The 14,720-nt window shown below is 72.8% G+C and carries 16 protein-coding genes and 1 pseudogene; 8 read left to right on the top strand and 9 right to left on the bottom strand.

The window, feature by feature from the left end; genetic code table 11:
- Both ACFOVU_RS07725 and ACFOVU_RS07720 read left to right on the top strand, forming a co-directional pair.
- Nucleotides 1-1,089: glycosyltransferase (locus ACFOVU_RS07725; RefSeq protein WP_378531290.1), on the top strand; the 1,089-nt coding region annotated here is incomplete at its 5' end.
- A 227-nt stretch (nucleotides 1,090-1,316) separates the two neighbouring features.
- Nucleotides 1,317-1,718, top strand: coding sequence for a helix-turn-helix domain-containing protein (locus ACFOVU_RS07720; RefSeq protein WP_378531288.1), 402 nt, complete (start codon nucleotides 1,317-1,319; stop codon nucleotides 1,716-1,718).
- Between the two features lie 134 nt (nucleotides 1,719-1,852).
- Here the strand turns inward: ACFOVU_RS07720 and ACFOVU_RS07715 are convergent, their stop codons facing one another.
- The 4 genes from ACFOVU_RS07715 to ACFOVU_RS07700 form a co-directional block, all read right to left on the bottom strand.
- Nucleotides 1,853-2,464: an ATP-dependent Clp protease proteolytic subunit gene (locus tag ACFOVU_RS07715; RefSeq protein ID WP_378531286.1), complete on the bottom strand. Its 612-nt coding sequence runs from the start codon at nucleotides 2,462-2,464 to the stop codon at nucleotides 1,853-1,855.
- Entirely contained in the window at nucleotides 2,461-3,120 is a 660-nt protein-coding gene (locus ACFOVU_RS07710) for a ClpP family protease (RefSeq protein ID WP_378531284.1), read from the bottom strand. Before ACFOVU_RS07710 ends, ACFOVU_RS07715 begins: the two co-directional genes overlap by 4 nt.
- Nucleotides 3,121-3,297: 177 nt before the next feature.
- A complete protein-coding gene (locus tag ACFOVU_RS07705) occupies nucleotides 3,298-4,152 on the bottom strand; it encodes a uracil-DNA glycosylase (RefSeq protein ID WP_378531282.1) in 855 nt (284 codons plus the stop codon).
- Nucleotides 4,153-4,174: 22 nt separating this feature from the next.
- Nucleotides 4,175-4,465: a hypothetical protein gene (locus ACFOVU_RS07700; protein ID WP_378531280.1), complete on the bottom strand. Its 291-nt coding sequence runs from the start codon at nucleotides 4,463-4,465 to the stop codon at nucleotides 4,175-4,177.
- A gap of 187 nt (nucleotides 4,466-4,652) precedes the next feature.
- On the opposite strand from ACFOVU_RS07700, the gene ACFOVU_RS07695 reads away from it, so the two are divergent.
- From ACFOVU_RS07695 to ACFOVU_RS07680, 4 genes are all read left to right on the top strand, one after another.
- Nucleotides 4,653-5,414, top strand: a complete 762-nt coding sequence (locus ACFOVU_RS07695) for a helix-turn-helix domain-containing protein (RefSeq protein WP_378531278.1) — start codon at nucleotides 4,653-4,655, stop codon at nucleotides 5,412-5,414.
- A complete protein-coding gene (locus ACFOVU_RS07690) occupies nucleotides 5,411-5,581 on the top strand; it encodes a DUF397 domain-containing protein (RefSeq protein WP_378531276.1) in 171 nt (56 codons plus the stop codon). The genes ACFOVU_RS07695 and ACFOVU_RS07690 overlap by 4 nt, the downstream gene beginning before the upstream one ends.
- 557 nt (nucleotides 5,582-6,138) lie before the next feature.
- Nucleotides 6,139-6,813: a DsbA family protein gene (locus ACFOVU_RS07685; protein ID WP_378531274.1), complete on the top strand. Its 675-nt coding sequence runs from the start codon at nucleotides 6,139-6,141 to the stop codon at nucleotides 6,811-6,813.
- On the top strand, nucleotides 6,810-7,472 hold the full coding sequence (locus tag ACFOVU_RS07680; RefSeq protein WP_378531272.1) for a vitamin K epoxide reductase family protein: 663 nt from the start codon (nucleotides 6,810-6,812) through the stop codon (nucleotides 7,470-7,472). The genes ACFOVU_RS07685 and ACFOVU_RS07680 overlap by 4 nt, the downstream gene beginning before the upstream one ends.
- 107 nt (nucleotides 7,473-7,579) lie before the next feature.
- On the opposite strand, the gene ACFOVU_RS07675 is transcribed toward ACFOVU_RS07680, so the two are convergent.
- From ACFOVU_RS07675 to ACFOVU_RS07660, 4 genes are all read right to left on the bottom strand, one after another.
- Complete coding sequence (locus tag ACFOVU_RS07675; protein WP_378531270.1) at nucleotides 7,580-8,422, bottom strand: SigB/SigF/SigG family RNA polymerase sigma factor; 843 nt, start codon at nucleotides 8,420-8,422, stop codon at nucleotides 7,580-7,582.
- 332 nt (nucleotides 8,423-8,754) lie between these two features.
- On the bottom strand, nucleotides 8,755-9,516 hold the full coding sequence (locus ACFOVU_RS07670; RefSeq protein WP_378531268.1) for a DivIVA domain-containing protein: 762 nt from the start codon (nucleotides 9,514-9,516) through the stop codon (nucleotides 8,755-8,757).
- Nucleotides 9,513-10,646: a globin domain-containing protein gene (locus ACFOVU_RS07665; RefSeq protein ID WP_378531266.1), complete on the bottom strand. Its 1,134-nt coding sequence runs from the start codon at nucleotides 10,644-10,646 to the stop codon at nucleotides 9,513-9,515. The genes ACFOVU_RS07670 and ACFOVU_RS07665 overlap by 4 nt, the downstream gene beginning before the upstream one ends.
- Nucleotides 10,647-10,903: 257 nt before the next feature.
- On the bottom strand, nucleotides 10,904-11,290 hold the full coding sequence (locus ACFOVU_RS07660; protein ID WP_378531264.1) for a group I truncated hemoglobin: 387 nt from the start codon (nucleotides 11,288-11,290) through the stop codon (nucleotides 10,904-10,906).
- Between the two features lie 782 nt (nucleotides 11,291-12,072).
- Between ACFOVU_RS07660 and ACFOVU_RS07655 the strand changes: the two genes are divergently transcribed.
- The gene (locus tag ACFOVU_RS07655) at nucleotides 12,073-12,966 is read left to right on the top strand and encodes a serine hydrolase (RefSeq protein WP_378531262.1); all 894 of its coding nucleotides are present in this window, start codon (nucleotides 12,073-12,075) and stop codon (nucleotides 12,964-12,966) included.
- A gap of 51 nt (nucleotides 12,967-13,017) precedes the next feature.
- Here the strand turns inward: ACFOVU_RS07655 and ACFOVU_RS07650 are convergent, their stop codons facing one another.
- On the bottom strand, nucleotides 13,018-13,488 hold the full coding sequence (locus tag ACFOVU_RS07650; RefSeq protein WP_378531260.1) for an NUDIX domain-containing protein: 471 nt from the start codon (nucleotides 13,486-13,488) through the stop codon (nucleotides 13,018-13,020).
- An 11-nt stretch (nucleotides 13,489-13,499) separates the two neighbouring features.
- Between ACFOVU_RS07650 and ACFOVU_RS07645 the strand changes: the two are divergent.
- Nucleotides 13,500-14,489, top strand: a pseudogene (locus ACFOVU_RS07645) (serine/threonine-protein kinase); the annotation flags it as partial.
- Between the last annotated feature and the right edge of the window lie 231 nt (nucleotides 14,490-14,720).

Here is a 14,720-nt window from a genome sequence, read left to right as displayed (position 1 = left end):
GACGGGCTGGCCGAGCACGTGCCCGCCTTCGGTGAGTGGCTCGCCGACGACCTGGCCCGCGAACGGCCCGACATCGTCCACGCGCACTCCTGGACCAGCGGCATGGCGGCCCTGCGCGGCACCGCCGACACCGGCATCCCGTTCGTGCAGACCTTCCACACCCTGGCGTCGGCCGGGCGCCGCCCCGACACCGGCGCCGAGGCACCGTCGGCGGAGCGCGCCGAGGCCGAGCGCACCATCGCGCTCGCCTGCGCGCGCGTGATCGCCACCTCGGTCGAGGAGCGCCGTGAGCTGAGATCGTGGGGGGTGCCCGGCGACCGGATCGAGGTCGTTCCCCTCGGCATCGACACCGGCCTGTTCCGCCCCGACGGCCCCGCCGCGGCCCGCGGCGACCAGGCCCGCATCCTCTGCCTCGGCGGCCTGGGCCCGCGTGGAGGCATCGACACCGTCATCCGGGCGATGCCCATCGTCTACGACACCGACCTCGTCATCGCGGGCGGCCCGCCGGCCGCTGACCTGGACCGCGACCCCGACGTGGCGCGGCTGCGCGGCGTCGCCGACCGGGCGGGCGTGGCCGACCGCGTGCGGTTCGTCGGCAGGATCGCCCGCGCCGAGGTCCCGGCGCTGCTGCGCTCGGCCGACCTGCTCGTCAACGTGCCCTGGTACACGCCGTTCGGCATGGCCACCGTGGAGGCCATGGCCTGCGGCGTCCCGGTCATCGCCTCCAACGTCGGCGGGCACCGCGACACCATGATCCAGGACGTCACCGGCCGCCTCGTTCCGCCCGACGACCCGCGCGCGCTCGCGTTCTGGCTGCGGACCCTGCTGGCCGACCCGGTGCTCAAGGAGAGCTACGGCATCGCCGCCGCCGACCGCGCGATGGCCCGCTACACCTGGCCGCTCATCGCCCGCCAGACCGAGGAGCGCTACGAGCGCGTCCTCCTGGAGCGCCACGGCCCCCCTGCCCCCCGACGCAGCCCCGAGACCCGCGCGGCGGCGAACCGGAAAGAGAAGGAGAAGCAGGAGCAAGAGCAGGAGCAGGAGGAGGCGACGGCGGCGGAAGAGCCCACCGCGGCCAAGGGGGTGTGACCCGGTCGCCGTCGGCCCCGAACGGGGTGGTGGCGTCACCGTGGCAGGGGCCGGCGCCGCTAAGCGGTGGCGTTGCCGGAGAGGGCCGGTACCTCCGCACACCGGTGATCGGCGGGCATTATGCCGGGCGCAGAATGCGCCGCCTGCGCATGGTGGCGGTGGCCGTCCCGCATTACGGTGAAGGTGGATACGACCATCGGCACCGCCGACCGGCAGCGGAGGAAGACATGCACGAGCCCGTCCTGAGAGCCGTCCCCGACGAGCCCGTCCTGCGCCCCGTCCCCCGCGCGCCGCAGCCGGACCACGGCGCCGCCGGCGACCCGCTGATGCGCGACCTCGTCGGTGCCGCGCTGCGCCGGATCCGCCTGGAGCAGGGCCGGACCCTGCGCGACGTCGCCGACGCCGCCCAGGTGTCGCTGCCCTACCTGTCGGAGATCGAGCGCGGCCGCAAGGAGCCCTCCTCCGAGGTGCTCGCGGCGATCCACCGCGCCCTAGGCCTGCGCCTGATCGACCTGCTCGACTGCCTCCACCTGGAGATGGCCCCCGTTGCGCCGGCCCCCATGGCCGCGCCCGGGCCCGCCGCGTCGCGCTCCTTCGGCGGTCCGCAGGCCCTCATGCTCGCCGCCTGACCAGCGGCACGTCCCGGCCGTGTCCGTCCGGCGGGCGGTGCCCCGTGCGGCCGCGCGCCAACGACCGTCGGCCCGTGTGCGGGGCGGCCCGATGGACGGACCGCCCCGCACACGCCACGAGCCCGGATCGGTGGTCAGGACGCCCGGGCGGCCGGCAGCCGGGAGGTGACGAAGCCGTCGACCAGGCCGTACTCCTTTGCCTGCTGGGCGGTGAAGATCTTGTCGCGGTCGGTGTCCTCGCGCAGCCGCTCCGTGCTCTGGCCGGTGTGCAGGGACAGGATCTCCTCGATCTGGGCGCGGACCCGCATGATCTCCGCCGCCTCGATCTCCAGGTCCGCGGTCTCGCCGCGGGCCTCCGTGTAGGGCTGGTGCAGCAGCACCCGCGCGTGCGGGAGCATCGCCCGCTTGCCCGGCGCGCCCGCGGCCAGCAGGACCGCCGCCGCCGACGCGGCCTGGCCCATGCACACGGTGGCCACGTCCGCCTTGACGAACTGCATGGTGTCGTAGATGGCGGTCAGCGCCGTGGTCGAGCCGCCCGGCGAGTTGATGTAGAGCTGGATGTCGGTGTCGGAGCTCTCGTGGTCCAGGTGCAGCAGCTGCGCCATGACCACGTTGGCGACGCCGTCGTCGATGCTCGTGCCGATGAAGATGATCCGCTCCGACAGCAGCCGGCTGAACACGTCGAAGGCGCGCTCCCCGTCCGGCCGCCGCTCGACCACGGTCGGCACCGTGTAGGTCCCGCTCATTCCGCCGTCCCCTTCCCTGCTCCGCGCAGCCCCAGGCCCCCGTCGGGCCGGCCGAACCCGAACCGGCGGGCGGCCTCCCCGCCGATGTCGGCGGCGCTCTGGACCACCTTGTCGACGAACCCGTACTCCTTGGCCTGCTCCGCCGTGAACCACCGGTCGCGGCGCTGGTCCTCGGCGACCGTCTGCACGCTCTGCCCGGTGTGCTCGGCGATCAGGCGCTGCATCGTCTTCTTGGTGTAGTCGAGGTTCTCCGCCTGGATCGCGATGTCGGCGGCGGTGCCCTGGAGCCCGCCGGAGGGCTGGTGCATCATGATCCGGGCGTTGGGCAGGCTGTAGCGCTTGCCGTGGGTGCCCACGCACAGCAGGAACTGGCCCATGCTGTACGCCGACCCCATGACCAGGGTGGCCACGTCGTTGGGGATGAACCGCATGGTGTCGTAGATCGCCATGCCGGCGGTGATGGACCCGCCCGGGCTGTTGATGAGCAGCAGGATGTCGCGCTTGGGGTCCTCTTCGGCGAGCAGCAGCATCTGGCCGCTGATGCGGTTGGCCACGGCGTCGTCGACCTGGGTGCCCAAGACGACGGTGCGGCCGTGCAGCAGCCGCGACGCGATCTGATCATCGAGGGACGCGGCCGCGGCGGTCTCCGCGGCCATTCCCCGAACTTCCGAGAGCATCTCTTCCTCCTCGCCCGGCCCCCTGGCGGCGGACGCCCGTCCGCCGCGGCCGGTGACTCCACCCTGCGTCCGCCGGCGGGGTGCGGGCCACGGTTTCTGCCCTGCGGAGATCTGCCCCGGGCAGAGGCGACGAGGAGGGGATCGGCGGCGGCGCTCTCAGGGGCGGACCGGCAGCTCCGCGACCTCGGCGGCGCGGCGCACCACGTCGCGGAGCATGGCGGGGGTGAGGGTGTGCGTGGACATGTTGCGCTGGCTGGGGTGGTAGCTGCCGATCAGGCACACGTCGCGCTCGCCCTGCGGATCGGCGGCCAGCGCTTCGGCGCCGTGCCCGAAGGCCGGGCGCGGCCTGGGCAGCCGCCAGCCGGCGTCGGCCAGCACGGGCAGCAGCGCCTGCCAGGCGAATGCGCCGAGGACCATGACCGCCCGCAGGGTCGGGCCCAGCAGCTCCAGCTCGCGGGCGAGCCACGGACGGCAGGTGTCGCGTTCGGCCGTGGTGGGCCGGTTGTCCGGGGGAGCGCAGTGCACCGGCGCGGTGATCCGAACCCCGTACAGCACCATCCCGTCGTCGCGGTGCGTGGCCTGTGGCTGGGAGGCCAGCCTGGCATCGAACAGGGCGGCGTACAGGGCATCACCGGCCGGGTCGCCGGTGAAGGCGCGTCCCGTGCGGTTGCCGCCGTGCGCGGCCGGCGCCAGCCCGACGACCGCCAGCGACGCGTCCGCCGGGCCGAACCCGGGCACCGGCCGCGCCCAGTACTCCCAGTCCCGGAACGCCCTGCGTTTGACCCGGGCCGTCTCCTCCCGCCACGCCACCAGGCGCGGGCACGCCCGGCAGGTGGCCACCACCGCGTCCAGCTCGCTCAGCGAACCCATGCGGGGAGCCGCCCACGCGGGAAAGCCGGGTGCCTGCACCGAAGGACGTCTGCGGGGCATGCGGTACTCCTCGTCGATAGTCGAGGGGGCGCGGACCGCCCACACCGCCACCATGATCCGTGCAGCGGCGATCAAACCCATTGACGAGGGAATGACGCGGTGACTAGGTCTGCGGGCCGGGGTATCGGTAGACGGACCGGCGGAAGATGTATCTGCGTAGTTCGATATCAGACATCGCGGATAGTTCCCGATAAAGGCGCTCATTCCACGCGGCGCGCACCGCCGGTGCTTCATTCGCGGGCACTTTCGCGATGCGCGTCTCGTGCTGGTGGGTGGCGGAGAAGATCCGGTTGCCGCAGAGGTCCGGGGAATCGAGTTCGACGATCTCGACGCCGCGTTCCGCCGCCCACTCGCGGAGTTCGGGCATGGTGATCTGCTGGACGTTGGAGATCACGTGACGGTCCACCCTTCCAGCCGCTCCGTGCGTGTCGGTGACGCCGGGGCGGCGTGTTCGGGGCGCCGGGCCGATTTCGGCGGGTCGCCCACAGCCAGGGTGGCGACGACCTCAGCGAATCCACAGTGATCGATCGAATTTTGGAATTTCACGCACGATCATGGAATTCCTCGACTAGCATGCGGGAATGACTTCGACTCTCTTCTCTGAAGCCCTCACTCGGTTCCGAGAATTGGCGGGGCTGACACAGCTTCAACTTGCATCCCGGAGCGGTGCCGCGGCGTCCAGCGTGAACAGGTGGGAAAAGGGTGGGCTGCTGCCGAAACGGGATAACGCGGAGCGCTTGGACGCTGCTCTTGAGGCCCATGGGGAACTCATGGCAGCGTGGCGACGATCCACTAAGGGTGCCGTTCTTTGGGAGTGGGCACGTGATTTTGACTCCATCGAACGAGCCGCGTGGCAGCTCTCGATCGTCACTCCGTCCCTGGTTCCCGGCTATCTCCAGTGTCCGGAGTACGCAAGGCTCGTGTTCCGTGCGGGACAACCGCTCGTCCCTCCGGCGGAGCTGGAGAAGCTGGTCGCGCTTCGATGCGAGCGCCTGACGGAGCTTGAAGAATTGCAGGTGACCGCCGTGTTCCCTATCTCTGCGGTGGCGGGTCTCCCTGACAAGGTCCGCGCCAGGCAGGTCGAGCATCTTCGAGCTTGGGTCGCGACCGACCGCGTGATCCTTCACTTGGTCCCGGAGGGGACGACCCTTTTGGTTCCGTCGTCACCCTTGATGATCTTCACGCTGCGATCCGGGGAGCTCGCGGTCGTCAGCGATCACGCTGACGGTAACGTTGTGCACCAACCCGATACGCACGATCGGATCACGGCGCTGTACACGTCCGCAATGGCGGAGTCACTGCCGGTCACGCACTCACTGGAAGCGCTAGGGACCCTCTCATGACCACCTGGCATACGAGCAGCTACAGCCTCAATGGCTCCAACTGTGTGGAAGTCCGTCAGGCGCAGTGCGGCGCGGACGTCCGCGACACGTTCTACCGGGACGATGTGACGCTGTCGTTCTCCGCGTCGGAGTGGCGCGCCTTCCTGACCGAGGTCGACGGCCTGTAGAGGTGAGCCGACCGATCAGCACCACCACGCGCGGCCTTCCGCGCGTGGTCGTGCTGTGCGTGGCGGTCGTGGCGTACCTCCTCTGCGCGATCTGCCACACCACGATCCCGACTGCGTCCGCGGCGGACTCCGGACGCTCGGCCACGGCCACCTTTGCCGCGGATTTCGATCAGGCTGGGACTCCGCACGCATCCGGGCATGGGGATCGCGACACCGCGGCCGCCTGTGACGTCGGGGGATCGGCTGTCGTGCCCCGGGCCGGGGACGGGGTGGCGCCACTGCTATTGGCCCCTGCGGTCCTTGCGGTCACGGCCTGGGACGCCCCGCCGCTGCATTTCGGGCGGCCGGTGGCCGATGCCGGGGCGCGGCCCAGTGGGGCCCGGCTGCTCACCTCGCTCTGCATCCAGAGGGTCTAGGCCGCACCGAGCGGGAGCGCCGCCCGCCATGTGCCGTGCGCTCCGATCCGGTCCACCCCTTCCGCGCGGCGCCCCCTTCGTGTGCCGCGAGTCCCCTCCGGCCGTGGCCTCCGCGCCCGGCCCGTCTGATCTGGATGCACCATGACCAAGAACCTCGCCATCACCCTGGCGCTCATCGCGACCTCGGCCCTCGTCCTCGGCGCCTTCATCGTGCTGGCCGGGCGGTCCGCCCCGCCCGGTGACGCGGCCGGGGCCGGCGCGGCCCCCGCCTCCACCGCCCCCGAGGAGCTGCTGGTGCGCGAGGACAGCCACCACCTCACCGAAGCGCCCGACGCGGAGGTGACCGTGGTGGAGTTCCTCGACTTCGAATGCGAGGCGTGCCTCGCCCAGTTCCCCGTCATGGAGCGGCTCCGCGAGGACTACGACGGGCGGATCAACCTCGTCATCCGCTACTTCCCCATGCCCGGCCACACCAACTCCGAGACCGCCGCCACCGCGGTGGAGGCCGCCGCGCGGCAGGGCGAGCTGGAGGCGATGTACATCAAGATGTACGAGACCCAGGAGGAGTGGGGCGAGTCCGACGAGTCCAAGGCCGCGGAGTTCGCGGGCTTCGCCGAAGACCTGGGCCTCGACACCGAGCAATTCGCCGAGGACGTGGCCGACCCGGCGACCCTCGACCGGGTCCGGGCCGACTTCGAGGACGGCCGGGCGCTGGGCGTGCAGGGCACCCCCACCATCTTCGTCAACGGCCGCCAGACCGACCCGATGCCCTCCTACGCGACGCTGTCGTCGATGATCGACCGGGAGCTGTCGTGACCCCGCCCGCCGCCGTCACGCCCCCGCCCGACGCGACGACACCCGACACGACGACGCCCGGCGCCGGTGTGCCGGTCATCAGCAGGGCGCTGCCCTGGCTGCTGACCATCGGGGGCGCGATCGGCCTGGCCGCCGCCGGCGCCCTGCTCGTCGAGAAGATCCGGGTGCTGGAGAACCCCGGCCACGTCCCCGCGTGCAGCATCAACCCCGTGCTCTCCTGCGGCACGGTGATGGACACCCCTCAGGCGGCCGCGTTCGGCATCCCCAACCCCGTGATCGGGGTGGCCTGCTTCGCGATCGTGGCCACCGTGGGCACGGCGCTGCTGGCCGGAGGCGCCTTCCGGCGCTGGTTCTGGCTCGGGTTGCAGGCCGGGACCGTCTTCGGCGCCGGGTTCGTGCACTGGCTCATCTACCAGAGCCTCTACCGGATCGGGGCGCTGTGCCCCTACTGCATGGCGGTGTGGGCGGTGACCGTCCCGGTGTTCTGGTACGTCACCCTGCACAACCTGCGCGCCGGCCACATCCGCGTGCCGGCCGGGCTGCGCCGACCGCTGGACGCGCTGGCGCGCAACCACACCGTGGCCCTCACCGTGTGGGCGCTCGCCGTCATCGTGGCGATCGCCCACGCCTTCCGGGCCAACTGGGGCAGCCTGCTGTAGCGCACCCCGGACCGGGACGACGGTCGCGTCCCGGCCCCGCGCTCCGGCCCTGCCCTCCGGCCCTGCCCCCCTGCCCCGGCCCATGGTGTGCCGTGCCGGTGTACCGGCTACATGTCGGGTACGAGCTGCGCCCGCAGCTTCGCCAGCGATGCCGCCAGGGTGCGTGAGACGTGCATCTGCGACAGCCCGACGATCTCGGCGATCTGCGCCTGCGTCTTGTTCCCGGCGAACCGGAGCAGGACGATCTTGCGGTCGCGCGGCGAGAGCGTGGCCAGTGCCGGGCGCAGCGACGCGCGGTCCGCGACGCTCTCCAGCGCATGGTCCTCCTCGCCGAGCGTATCGCCGAGCGTCTTCTCCTCCTCGTCGGCCCCGAAGGGCACGTCGAGCGAGAGCGCGCTGTAGGCGGCCGAGGCGTCGATGAGCTCCAGTGTCTCGTCGACGGTCATCTCCAGCAGTTCCGCGATCTCGGCGACCGTCGGAGACCGGCCGTGCTCCTGGGCGAACGTCGAGGTCACCCGGTTGAGCTCCGGCCGCTTCTCCTGGTGCTTGCGCGGTACGCGGATGGCCCACGTGCGGTCGCGGAAGTGCCGCTTCACCTCGCCGGTCATCATCGGCAGGGCGTAGGAGATGAACTCCTTGCCGTAGTCGGGATCGAAGTCCCGGATGGCCTGGACCAGGCCGACGGTGACGACTTGACGGAGGTCCTCCTCGGGCTCCCCGCGGTTGCGGTACCGGCGCGCGATGCGCCGGATCACCGGAGAGTGCAGGTCGACCAGGGCACGGTAGATCTCCTCGTGCCGGGGGTCGCCTTTCTCGGTGCGGGCGAGCTCGTCGAAGAGCTCGCGGGTCGAGGCGTAGTACGCCTCGTCTGATCTGCCGCTTCGCGATGGACGCCGCGGAAGCGGGGGTGCGGTCTCTTTCCGGTTGCGGAGCGTGCTCGATGAGCGCATCGTGACGTTCCCTGCTTCTACGGAGTGGGACCGCCGATCACATGCCCTGGTGCGGACCGGCCCCCGCGGTCGTGCCGGGCGGCCGGGCTTGAGATCTGCCGGCGGATGAACAACGCATCCGGCGGTGATCGCAGGGACGCATGTGATGGCGTTTGAGGCCACGCTGTCGGACCTGCTGCACAACGTTTTCGACACTACGGGACGTGCCCGCTTGCGCCAACCCTGCAACCAAGCGATGGGGGAGCTTTTGCCCCCCCTTCGCATAACAGCCCCGGACCCGGGTATACGCCACGGACCGTCACCAATCCCCACGCAGGGTAGTCGTCGGGTCGTCAGCCCCTCTGCTCGGGACGTTCGGGGCCGGGCCGTTCGGCGGCGCGGCGGATGGCGTCCGGGGGCGGGGTCCCGGTCACCCGCGGCGCGTTCGCCGAGGGATCGGCCGCTTGCGGGGCCGCCGGGTCGGAGCGCAGGTTCTCCAGGCCGCCGTTGGACAGGTCGCCGAGCCGGATGATCTCGCGCGAGAACGCGTCGCTGGCGGCCTGCATCTGGATCTGCACCGCGCGGGAGAACGACTGGAGCCACGCCACCCGGCGCTCGATCTCCTCCAGGTCGGCGCTGTGCCGCGCCCCCGCACCGGCGGCTCCGGCGCGGTACTCTCTGACCGCGGCCTCGGCGGCCGCCTCGGCCTGGGAACGGGCCTCGGCCATGATGTCCTCGGCCTGCCGCCGCGCGTGCTCGGTCAGCTGGCGGCAGTACTCCTGTGCCTGGGCCACATAGGCGTCGGCCTGCTGCTGGGCGGCCGACAGCAGGTTGACGGCGTCGGCCGGCGGCCCGCTCGGCCGCGGCTCGGGGGGCGCGGACTGCTGTTCGCGGAAGCGCTGGCGCAGCCGTTCGATCTCCGACCGCAGGCTCATCCGCTCGGCGTCGCCGGCCGCGATGTCCTCGGCCACGCGCCCGATGAACATCCGCACTTCCTGCTCGTCGTAGCCGCGCCTGCCCAGCGACGCACGCGAGAAATCCTGGTTGCGCACGCGTTCGGGACTGAGCCGTGGCTGGGAGCGCCGCAGCGCCCCCGTGTCCTCGCGTGCAGTCACGAGATGCCTCCGGTTGATGTGGTGCTCGTGGTGAACTCCTCGACGTGGACGCGCTCGCGCGGCAGGCCGTGCTCGGCGAGGCGGTGCACGGATCCGGCCACCATGTCCGGGGAGCCGCAGACGTAGACGGACTCGCTGCGCCAGGGCCCGTGGCGCAGGGCCACGTCGACGGCGTCGCCGCCTTCGATGCCGTCCGAGGCGGCCTCGCGCGAGACGCAGGGGATGACCCGCAGCCACGGGTGCGCCTCGGACAGTGCACGCAGGGCGCGCAGGTCGTAGAGGGAGCGCACCGTGGGGCCGCCGGCGAACAGGTACACGCGGCGGTCCCCTCCCTCGGTCCGGACCTGGTCGATGATGGCCTTGAAGGGGGCGAGCCCGGTGCCCCCCGCGATCAGCACGGCGTCGTCGTGCCCGTTGAGGGTGAGGCGCTCGCCCACCGGCGGGCCCAGCCGCAGGGGGTCGCCCACCCGCACCCCCTGGACCAGGGTGGTGCTCACCGGGCCGCCGCCCACCACCCGCACGTGCAGGTCGATGGTGTCGTTGACGCGCGGTGCGTTGGCGGGCGTGTAGTAGCGCCACAGGTTGGGGCGCAGCGGGGTCTCGACCGCCAGGCTCTGGCCGGGGCGGAAGCCCAGGCGCTGGTGCGGCTCGATGGTCATGACCGCCAGGTCGGGCGCCCGCCGGTCGTGCGAGACGATGGTCGCGTCCCACCAGGGCGGGGTGTCCTTGGCCGCGGTGTCGGCGGCCTCGGTCATCACCTTGGCGACCAGGCCGTAGGCGTCGGTCCAGTCGTCGGCGAGGTCGGGGGTCCAGCGCGTCCCGAGGAAGTGGGACAGCGTGTGCAGCAGGGCCTCGCCGACCGCCGGGTAGTGCTCGGCGAGGACCGCGAACTTGCGGTGGTCGCGCCCGAGGTGCTGGAGGAAGGGGACCAGCTCGTCGACCCGGTCGACCTCGGAGACGATGCGGCCGAGGGCGCCGACCAGGCGGTCGCGCTGGTGGGCCATGCTCACCGGGAACAGTGAGCGCACTTCGGGGTGGGTCAGGAACAGCGACGAGTAGAAGAACAGCGGGACTTCGTCCCCGTACTGGGCGACCTGCTGCCAGCTGGTTTTCAGGCGCGTCACGTCCACGCTCGGGATCCTTCCCGGCGGCGGTACGGCGCGGTCTTCAAGCGCATGCTCGTGTCCTCATCGCCCCGCCGGGGCCGGTGGCGACCGCGATCGCCCGCGGCGTCCCGGAACGGTGGCGCGTCTGCGGTGGAATCGGACCTGTCACAACGGGTGCGCGGCGCCCGGAGGCCCTGGGAGGCGCAGGCGGCCCGAAGGCCCCGCGCGGTGGCCCGGGGCCGGAACCGCCGGCCTCCGGATGGGAGCGCGGCGCGGTCGGCTCAGTTCGCGGGGCCGCCGGGACGGGTGACGATGTCCCCGGCCAGCGGCGCGATGGCGGCGATGATCTCGCCCGTGGTGTCTTCGGGCACCCCGGCCTTCAGGAGGGCGTCGGTGAGATGGGCGGCGACGAGCTCGAAGTGCTCCCGACCGATGTTCAGCCCCGCGTGGACCTCCTTCATGCCGCGGCCGGTGTAGGTGACCGGCCCGCCCAGGGCCGCGGAGAAGAACTCGGCCTGGCGGCCCTTGAGGCGCGACATGTTCGTGCCGGTGAAGAAGCCCGCCAGGTGCTCGTCGGCCAGGACGCGGACGTAGAAGTCGTCGACAACGGCCTCGATGGCCTCGTGGCCGCCGATGCGGTCGTAGATGGTCGACGCAGGGTTCGCCATGGACGGACTCCTCGTGTGGGGCGTGGGGGGAGCGCGGAGCGAACGCGGTGGATGATCGCCGGTTCGAGCGATGACCATACGACGCCGGTTCCGTGCGGTCAAAGGTCCGGGAAGCACCTTCCCCGACGGCGTTCCGGGCGCCGTGGCGGCCCCGCGGAGCCGGTGCGCGGCGCCGGCCCGGCCGCCCGGCCGGGGCGGCGCGGGGCCCGCGCCCGGCGGCCGGCGGCCGCGCCGTCCGGCGGGTCACCGCACGTCACCGGCGTGGTGAGAGATCAGGGGGCGCGGGGTGGCGGCCCGCGGCCGCACCGCGTAGCGCGTGATGGGACCCGATTCGCCGTCGTGTCCGAAACCCGCGACGGGATGCCGCGCGGGGGATTCCGCGGCCTGGAATGGACCGTGTGTCACACCGGTACACGTTCGGGTCTTTGGTCCTTGTTTCTGGCGGTCCGTGTCCCCCTGCGTCCACCGGTCCGCCCCTCCGGCCCCCGCGCCCCGCGGCCATCGGACCGGCCCCGGCCGTTCCGGGCGGGCAGGAGCCGCAGGGCCGATGCGCACGCGCACGCTCCGCCACGCCACCGCGACCTTCGGTGGCATCGCGGAATCGGGACGTTGGTCCCCCACCGCGCGCAACCCGCCCGCAGGCGCCCGATCCGCCCGCGACGGGCCCGGCGCCGGTGGGGAGGGGCCTCCGCCCTCGGGAGGGGCCCGTGACGGGCGCACGGCCGCGACGGGGAGGCGACCGCACATGCTCCGGCCGGCGGCCGACCGAGTACCGTGTGCCGGTGACCACCGAGGAACGCATCGCCGATGACTTCGCCCGAGTGGGCATGGACGCCTGGCTCCACGTGGCCGACCTGGACCGCAAGGACCCCGGCGACGGCGAGATCGCCTGGAGGGCCGACGAGCGCGTGGTCATCGCGTCGATCGCGCAGATCCTGACGGTCCTGGAGTTCTGCCGCCGGGCCGAGGCCGGGCGGATCGACCCCACCGAGCGCGTCGTGGTCGGCGCCGCCGACCGGCTGGACGGATGGGAGACCGCGGGCTTCGCCGACGACGTCGAGATGTCGCTGCGCGACCTCGCCCACTCCGCCATGTCGGTCAGCGACACCACGGCCGCCGACCTGCTGCTGCGCCGGGTCGGTCTCGACGCCGTGCGGTCGCTCGCCACCGAGCTCGGGCTGAAGGACACCCGCGTGGTCGGCGGGCCGCGGGAGCAGCTGGAGTCCATGCTCGCCGATGTCGGCGCCCGCGACGACGCCGACTTCGCCCGGATCTACCCCACCCTGGGCGAGGACCGGGTCCGCTCCCTGCGCGTGCTCGACCCCGAGGCCGCCACCTCCGCCACCCCCCGCGACATCACCCGCCTGCTCGCCATGGTCTGGCGCGACGAGGCGGGCCCGGCCGCGGCCTGCGCCACTGTGCGCGCCCATATGGCCAGCCAGATCCTCTGGACCCGGCTGGCCTCCGGCTTTCCGCCCGGGGTGCGCATCGCGGCCAAGACCGGCACGCTGCCGGGGCTGCACATGGAGGCCGGCGTCGCCGAGTTCCCCGACGGCGGCCGGTACGCGATCGCGGTCTTCGCCGCCACCCGGTCGCTGGAGACCCGGCGCATCGACGTCGACCTCGCCATGGGCCGGGCCGCCCACACCGCAGTCGAGGCGCTGCGCGCACGCTGACCACCGCCGGCTCCGGCCTCAGGCGGCACCAACGTCTCCCGGGGCGCCGGCTCAGGCCACGTAGACCGTCCCGCCCTCCTCGCGGGCGCGCAGGGCCCCCGACAGCCGCGGCGACAGCGCCGGGTGGAGCATCCCCACCGCCGCGTCGGGCTCGACGAAGGCGTAGCCGTCGAGCTCCTCCTCCTGCAAGGTGATCGCGACGCCGGAGTGGACGCTCCCGCAGTCGAACACGAACGAGCAGAACGGCTTGGGCCGCTGCCCCCGCGGCGCGCTCCACTGCAACGCCAGCAGCGCGCCCGGGGTCCGCTCCAGCCCGACCTCCTCGGCGACCTCCCGCCGGCAGGCCAGGTGCGGGGCCTCGCCCTCCTCCACGATCCCGCCGGGCAGCGTCCAGTGCTCGCGGTAGTTGGGGTCGACCAGCAGCACCCGGCCGGACTCGTCGGTGATCAGCCCGAAGGCGGCCAGGTAGGCGGTGGGCAGCGACGCGAACCACTGCTCGGGAGGGAGGAACTGTTGCGGCATAGGGGCAGCGTATGAGGCGGCGGCGGCAACGGCGACGCCCGGGTGTCCCCCCGGCGTGCCGCCCGCCCGCCCCTGATCCGGCCGCCCGGCCGGCCGACGGCGACGAAACCCTGGCGCGGGAGACCAGGGACCGCACCCGACCGGCACGATTCGTGTCATCCCACCACCTAGACTGGGCGTCTCCCTGGCAGACGATCCCGGAGACGCCCACGCTGCGCCCGGTACGCCCGGATGTGGCTACGATCGCAGGGATTCCACGACACGGCGGCGAATGCGGAGGTTCAGACGTGGGCCCACTGGAGCACGGCGACCCGGACAGGATCGGCCGGTACCGGCTGATCGGGCGGCTGGGCGCCGGAGGCATGGGTCAGGTGTACTTCGGCCGCTCCGCCGGCGGGCGCGCCGTCGCCGTCAAGCGGATCCACCCGCACCTGGCCACCGACTCCTCCTTCCGGGAGCGCTTCTCCCGCGAGGTCACCGCCGCCCGCCAGGTGAGCGGGGCCTTCACCGCCCCGGTCATCGACGCCGACCCCGACGGCGACGTCCCCTGGCTGGTCACCTCCTACGTGCCGTCGCTGCCCCTCGACGACGCCGTGCGCGACCACGGCGGCCTGCCCGAGCCCACCCTGCGCGTCCTGGCGGCGGGCCTGGCCGAAGCCCTCACCGAGATCCACCGGGTCGGCCTCATCCACCGCGACCTCAAGCCCGGCAACGTCCTGCTGGCCGAGGACGGCCCCCGCGTCATCGACTTCGGCATCGCCCGCGCCGCCGAAGGTACCGCGGCCACCCAGTCCATCATCGGTACCCCCGGGTTCATGTCGCCCGAGCAGATCCAGGGCGAGCACCTGACCCCGGTCAGCGACATGTTCGCCTTCGGCGCCGTGCTCGTCTTCGCCGCCGGCGGCGTGGGCCCCTTCGGCCAGGGCGCCATGCCCACCATGGTCATGCGCATCATCCAGCACGAGCCCGACCTGTCGGCCGTCCCGCCCTCGCTCCAGCGCATCGTCGCGGCCTGCCTGACCAAGGACGCCCGGCGGCGCCCCGGCCCCGGCGACGTGCTCGACGCCCTGGGCGACGTCCCCATCAGCGACTCCTGGCTGCCCCCGCACGTCATGAGCGGCGTGCGCGCCCAGGTCGCCAAGGTCAACGCCGCCCTCAGCGGCGCCCCCACCAGCGCCGGGGCGACCGAAGCCGGGGGCGGCGCCACCTCGGTCCTGGGCGCGGCGGCGGCC

The organism is Nocardiopsis sediminis (genome assembly GCF_042650565.1).
GTDB lineage: Bacteria > Actinomycetota > Actinomycetes > Streptosporangiales > Streptosporangiaceae > Nocardiopsis_B > Nocardiopsis_B sediminis.
Note: the sequence above shows the minus strand (reverse complement) of the source record. Positions and strands in the feature narration are given on the sequence as shown.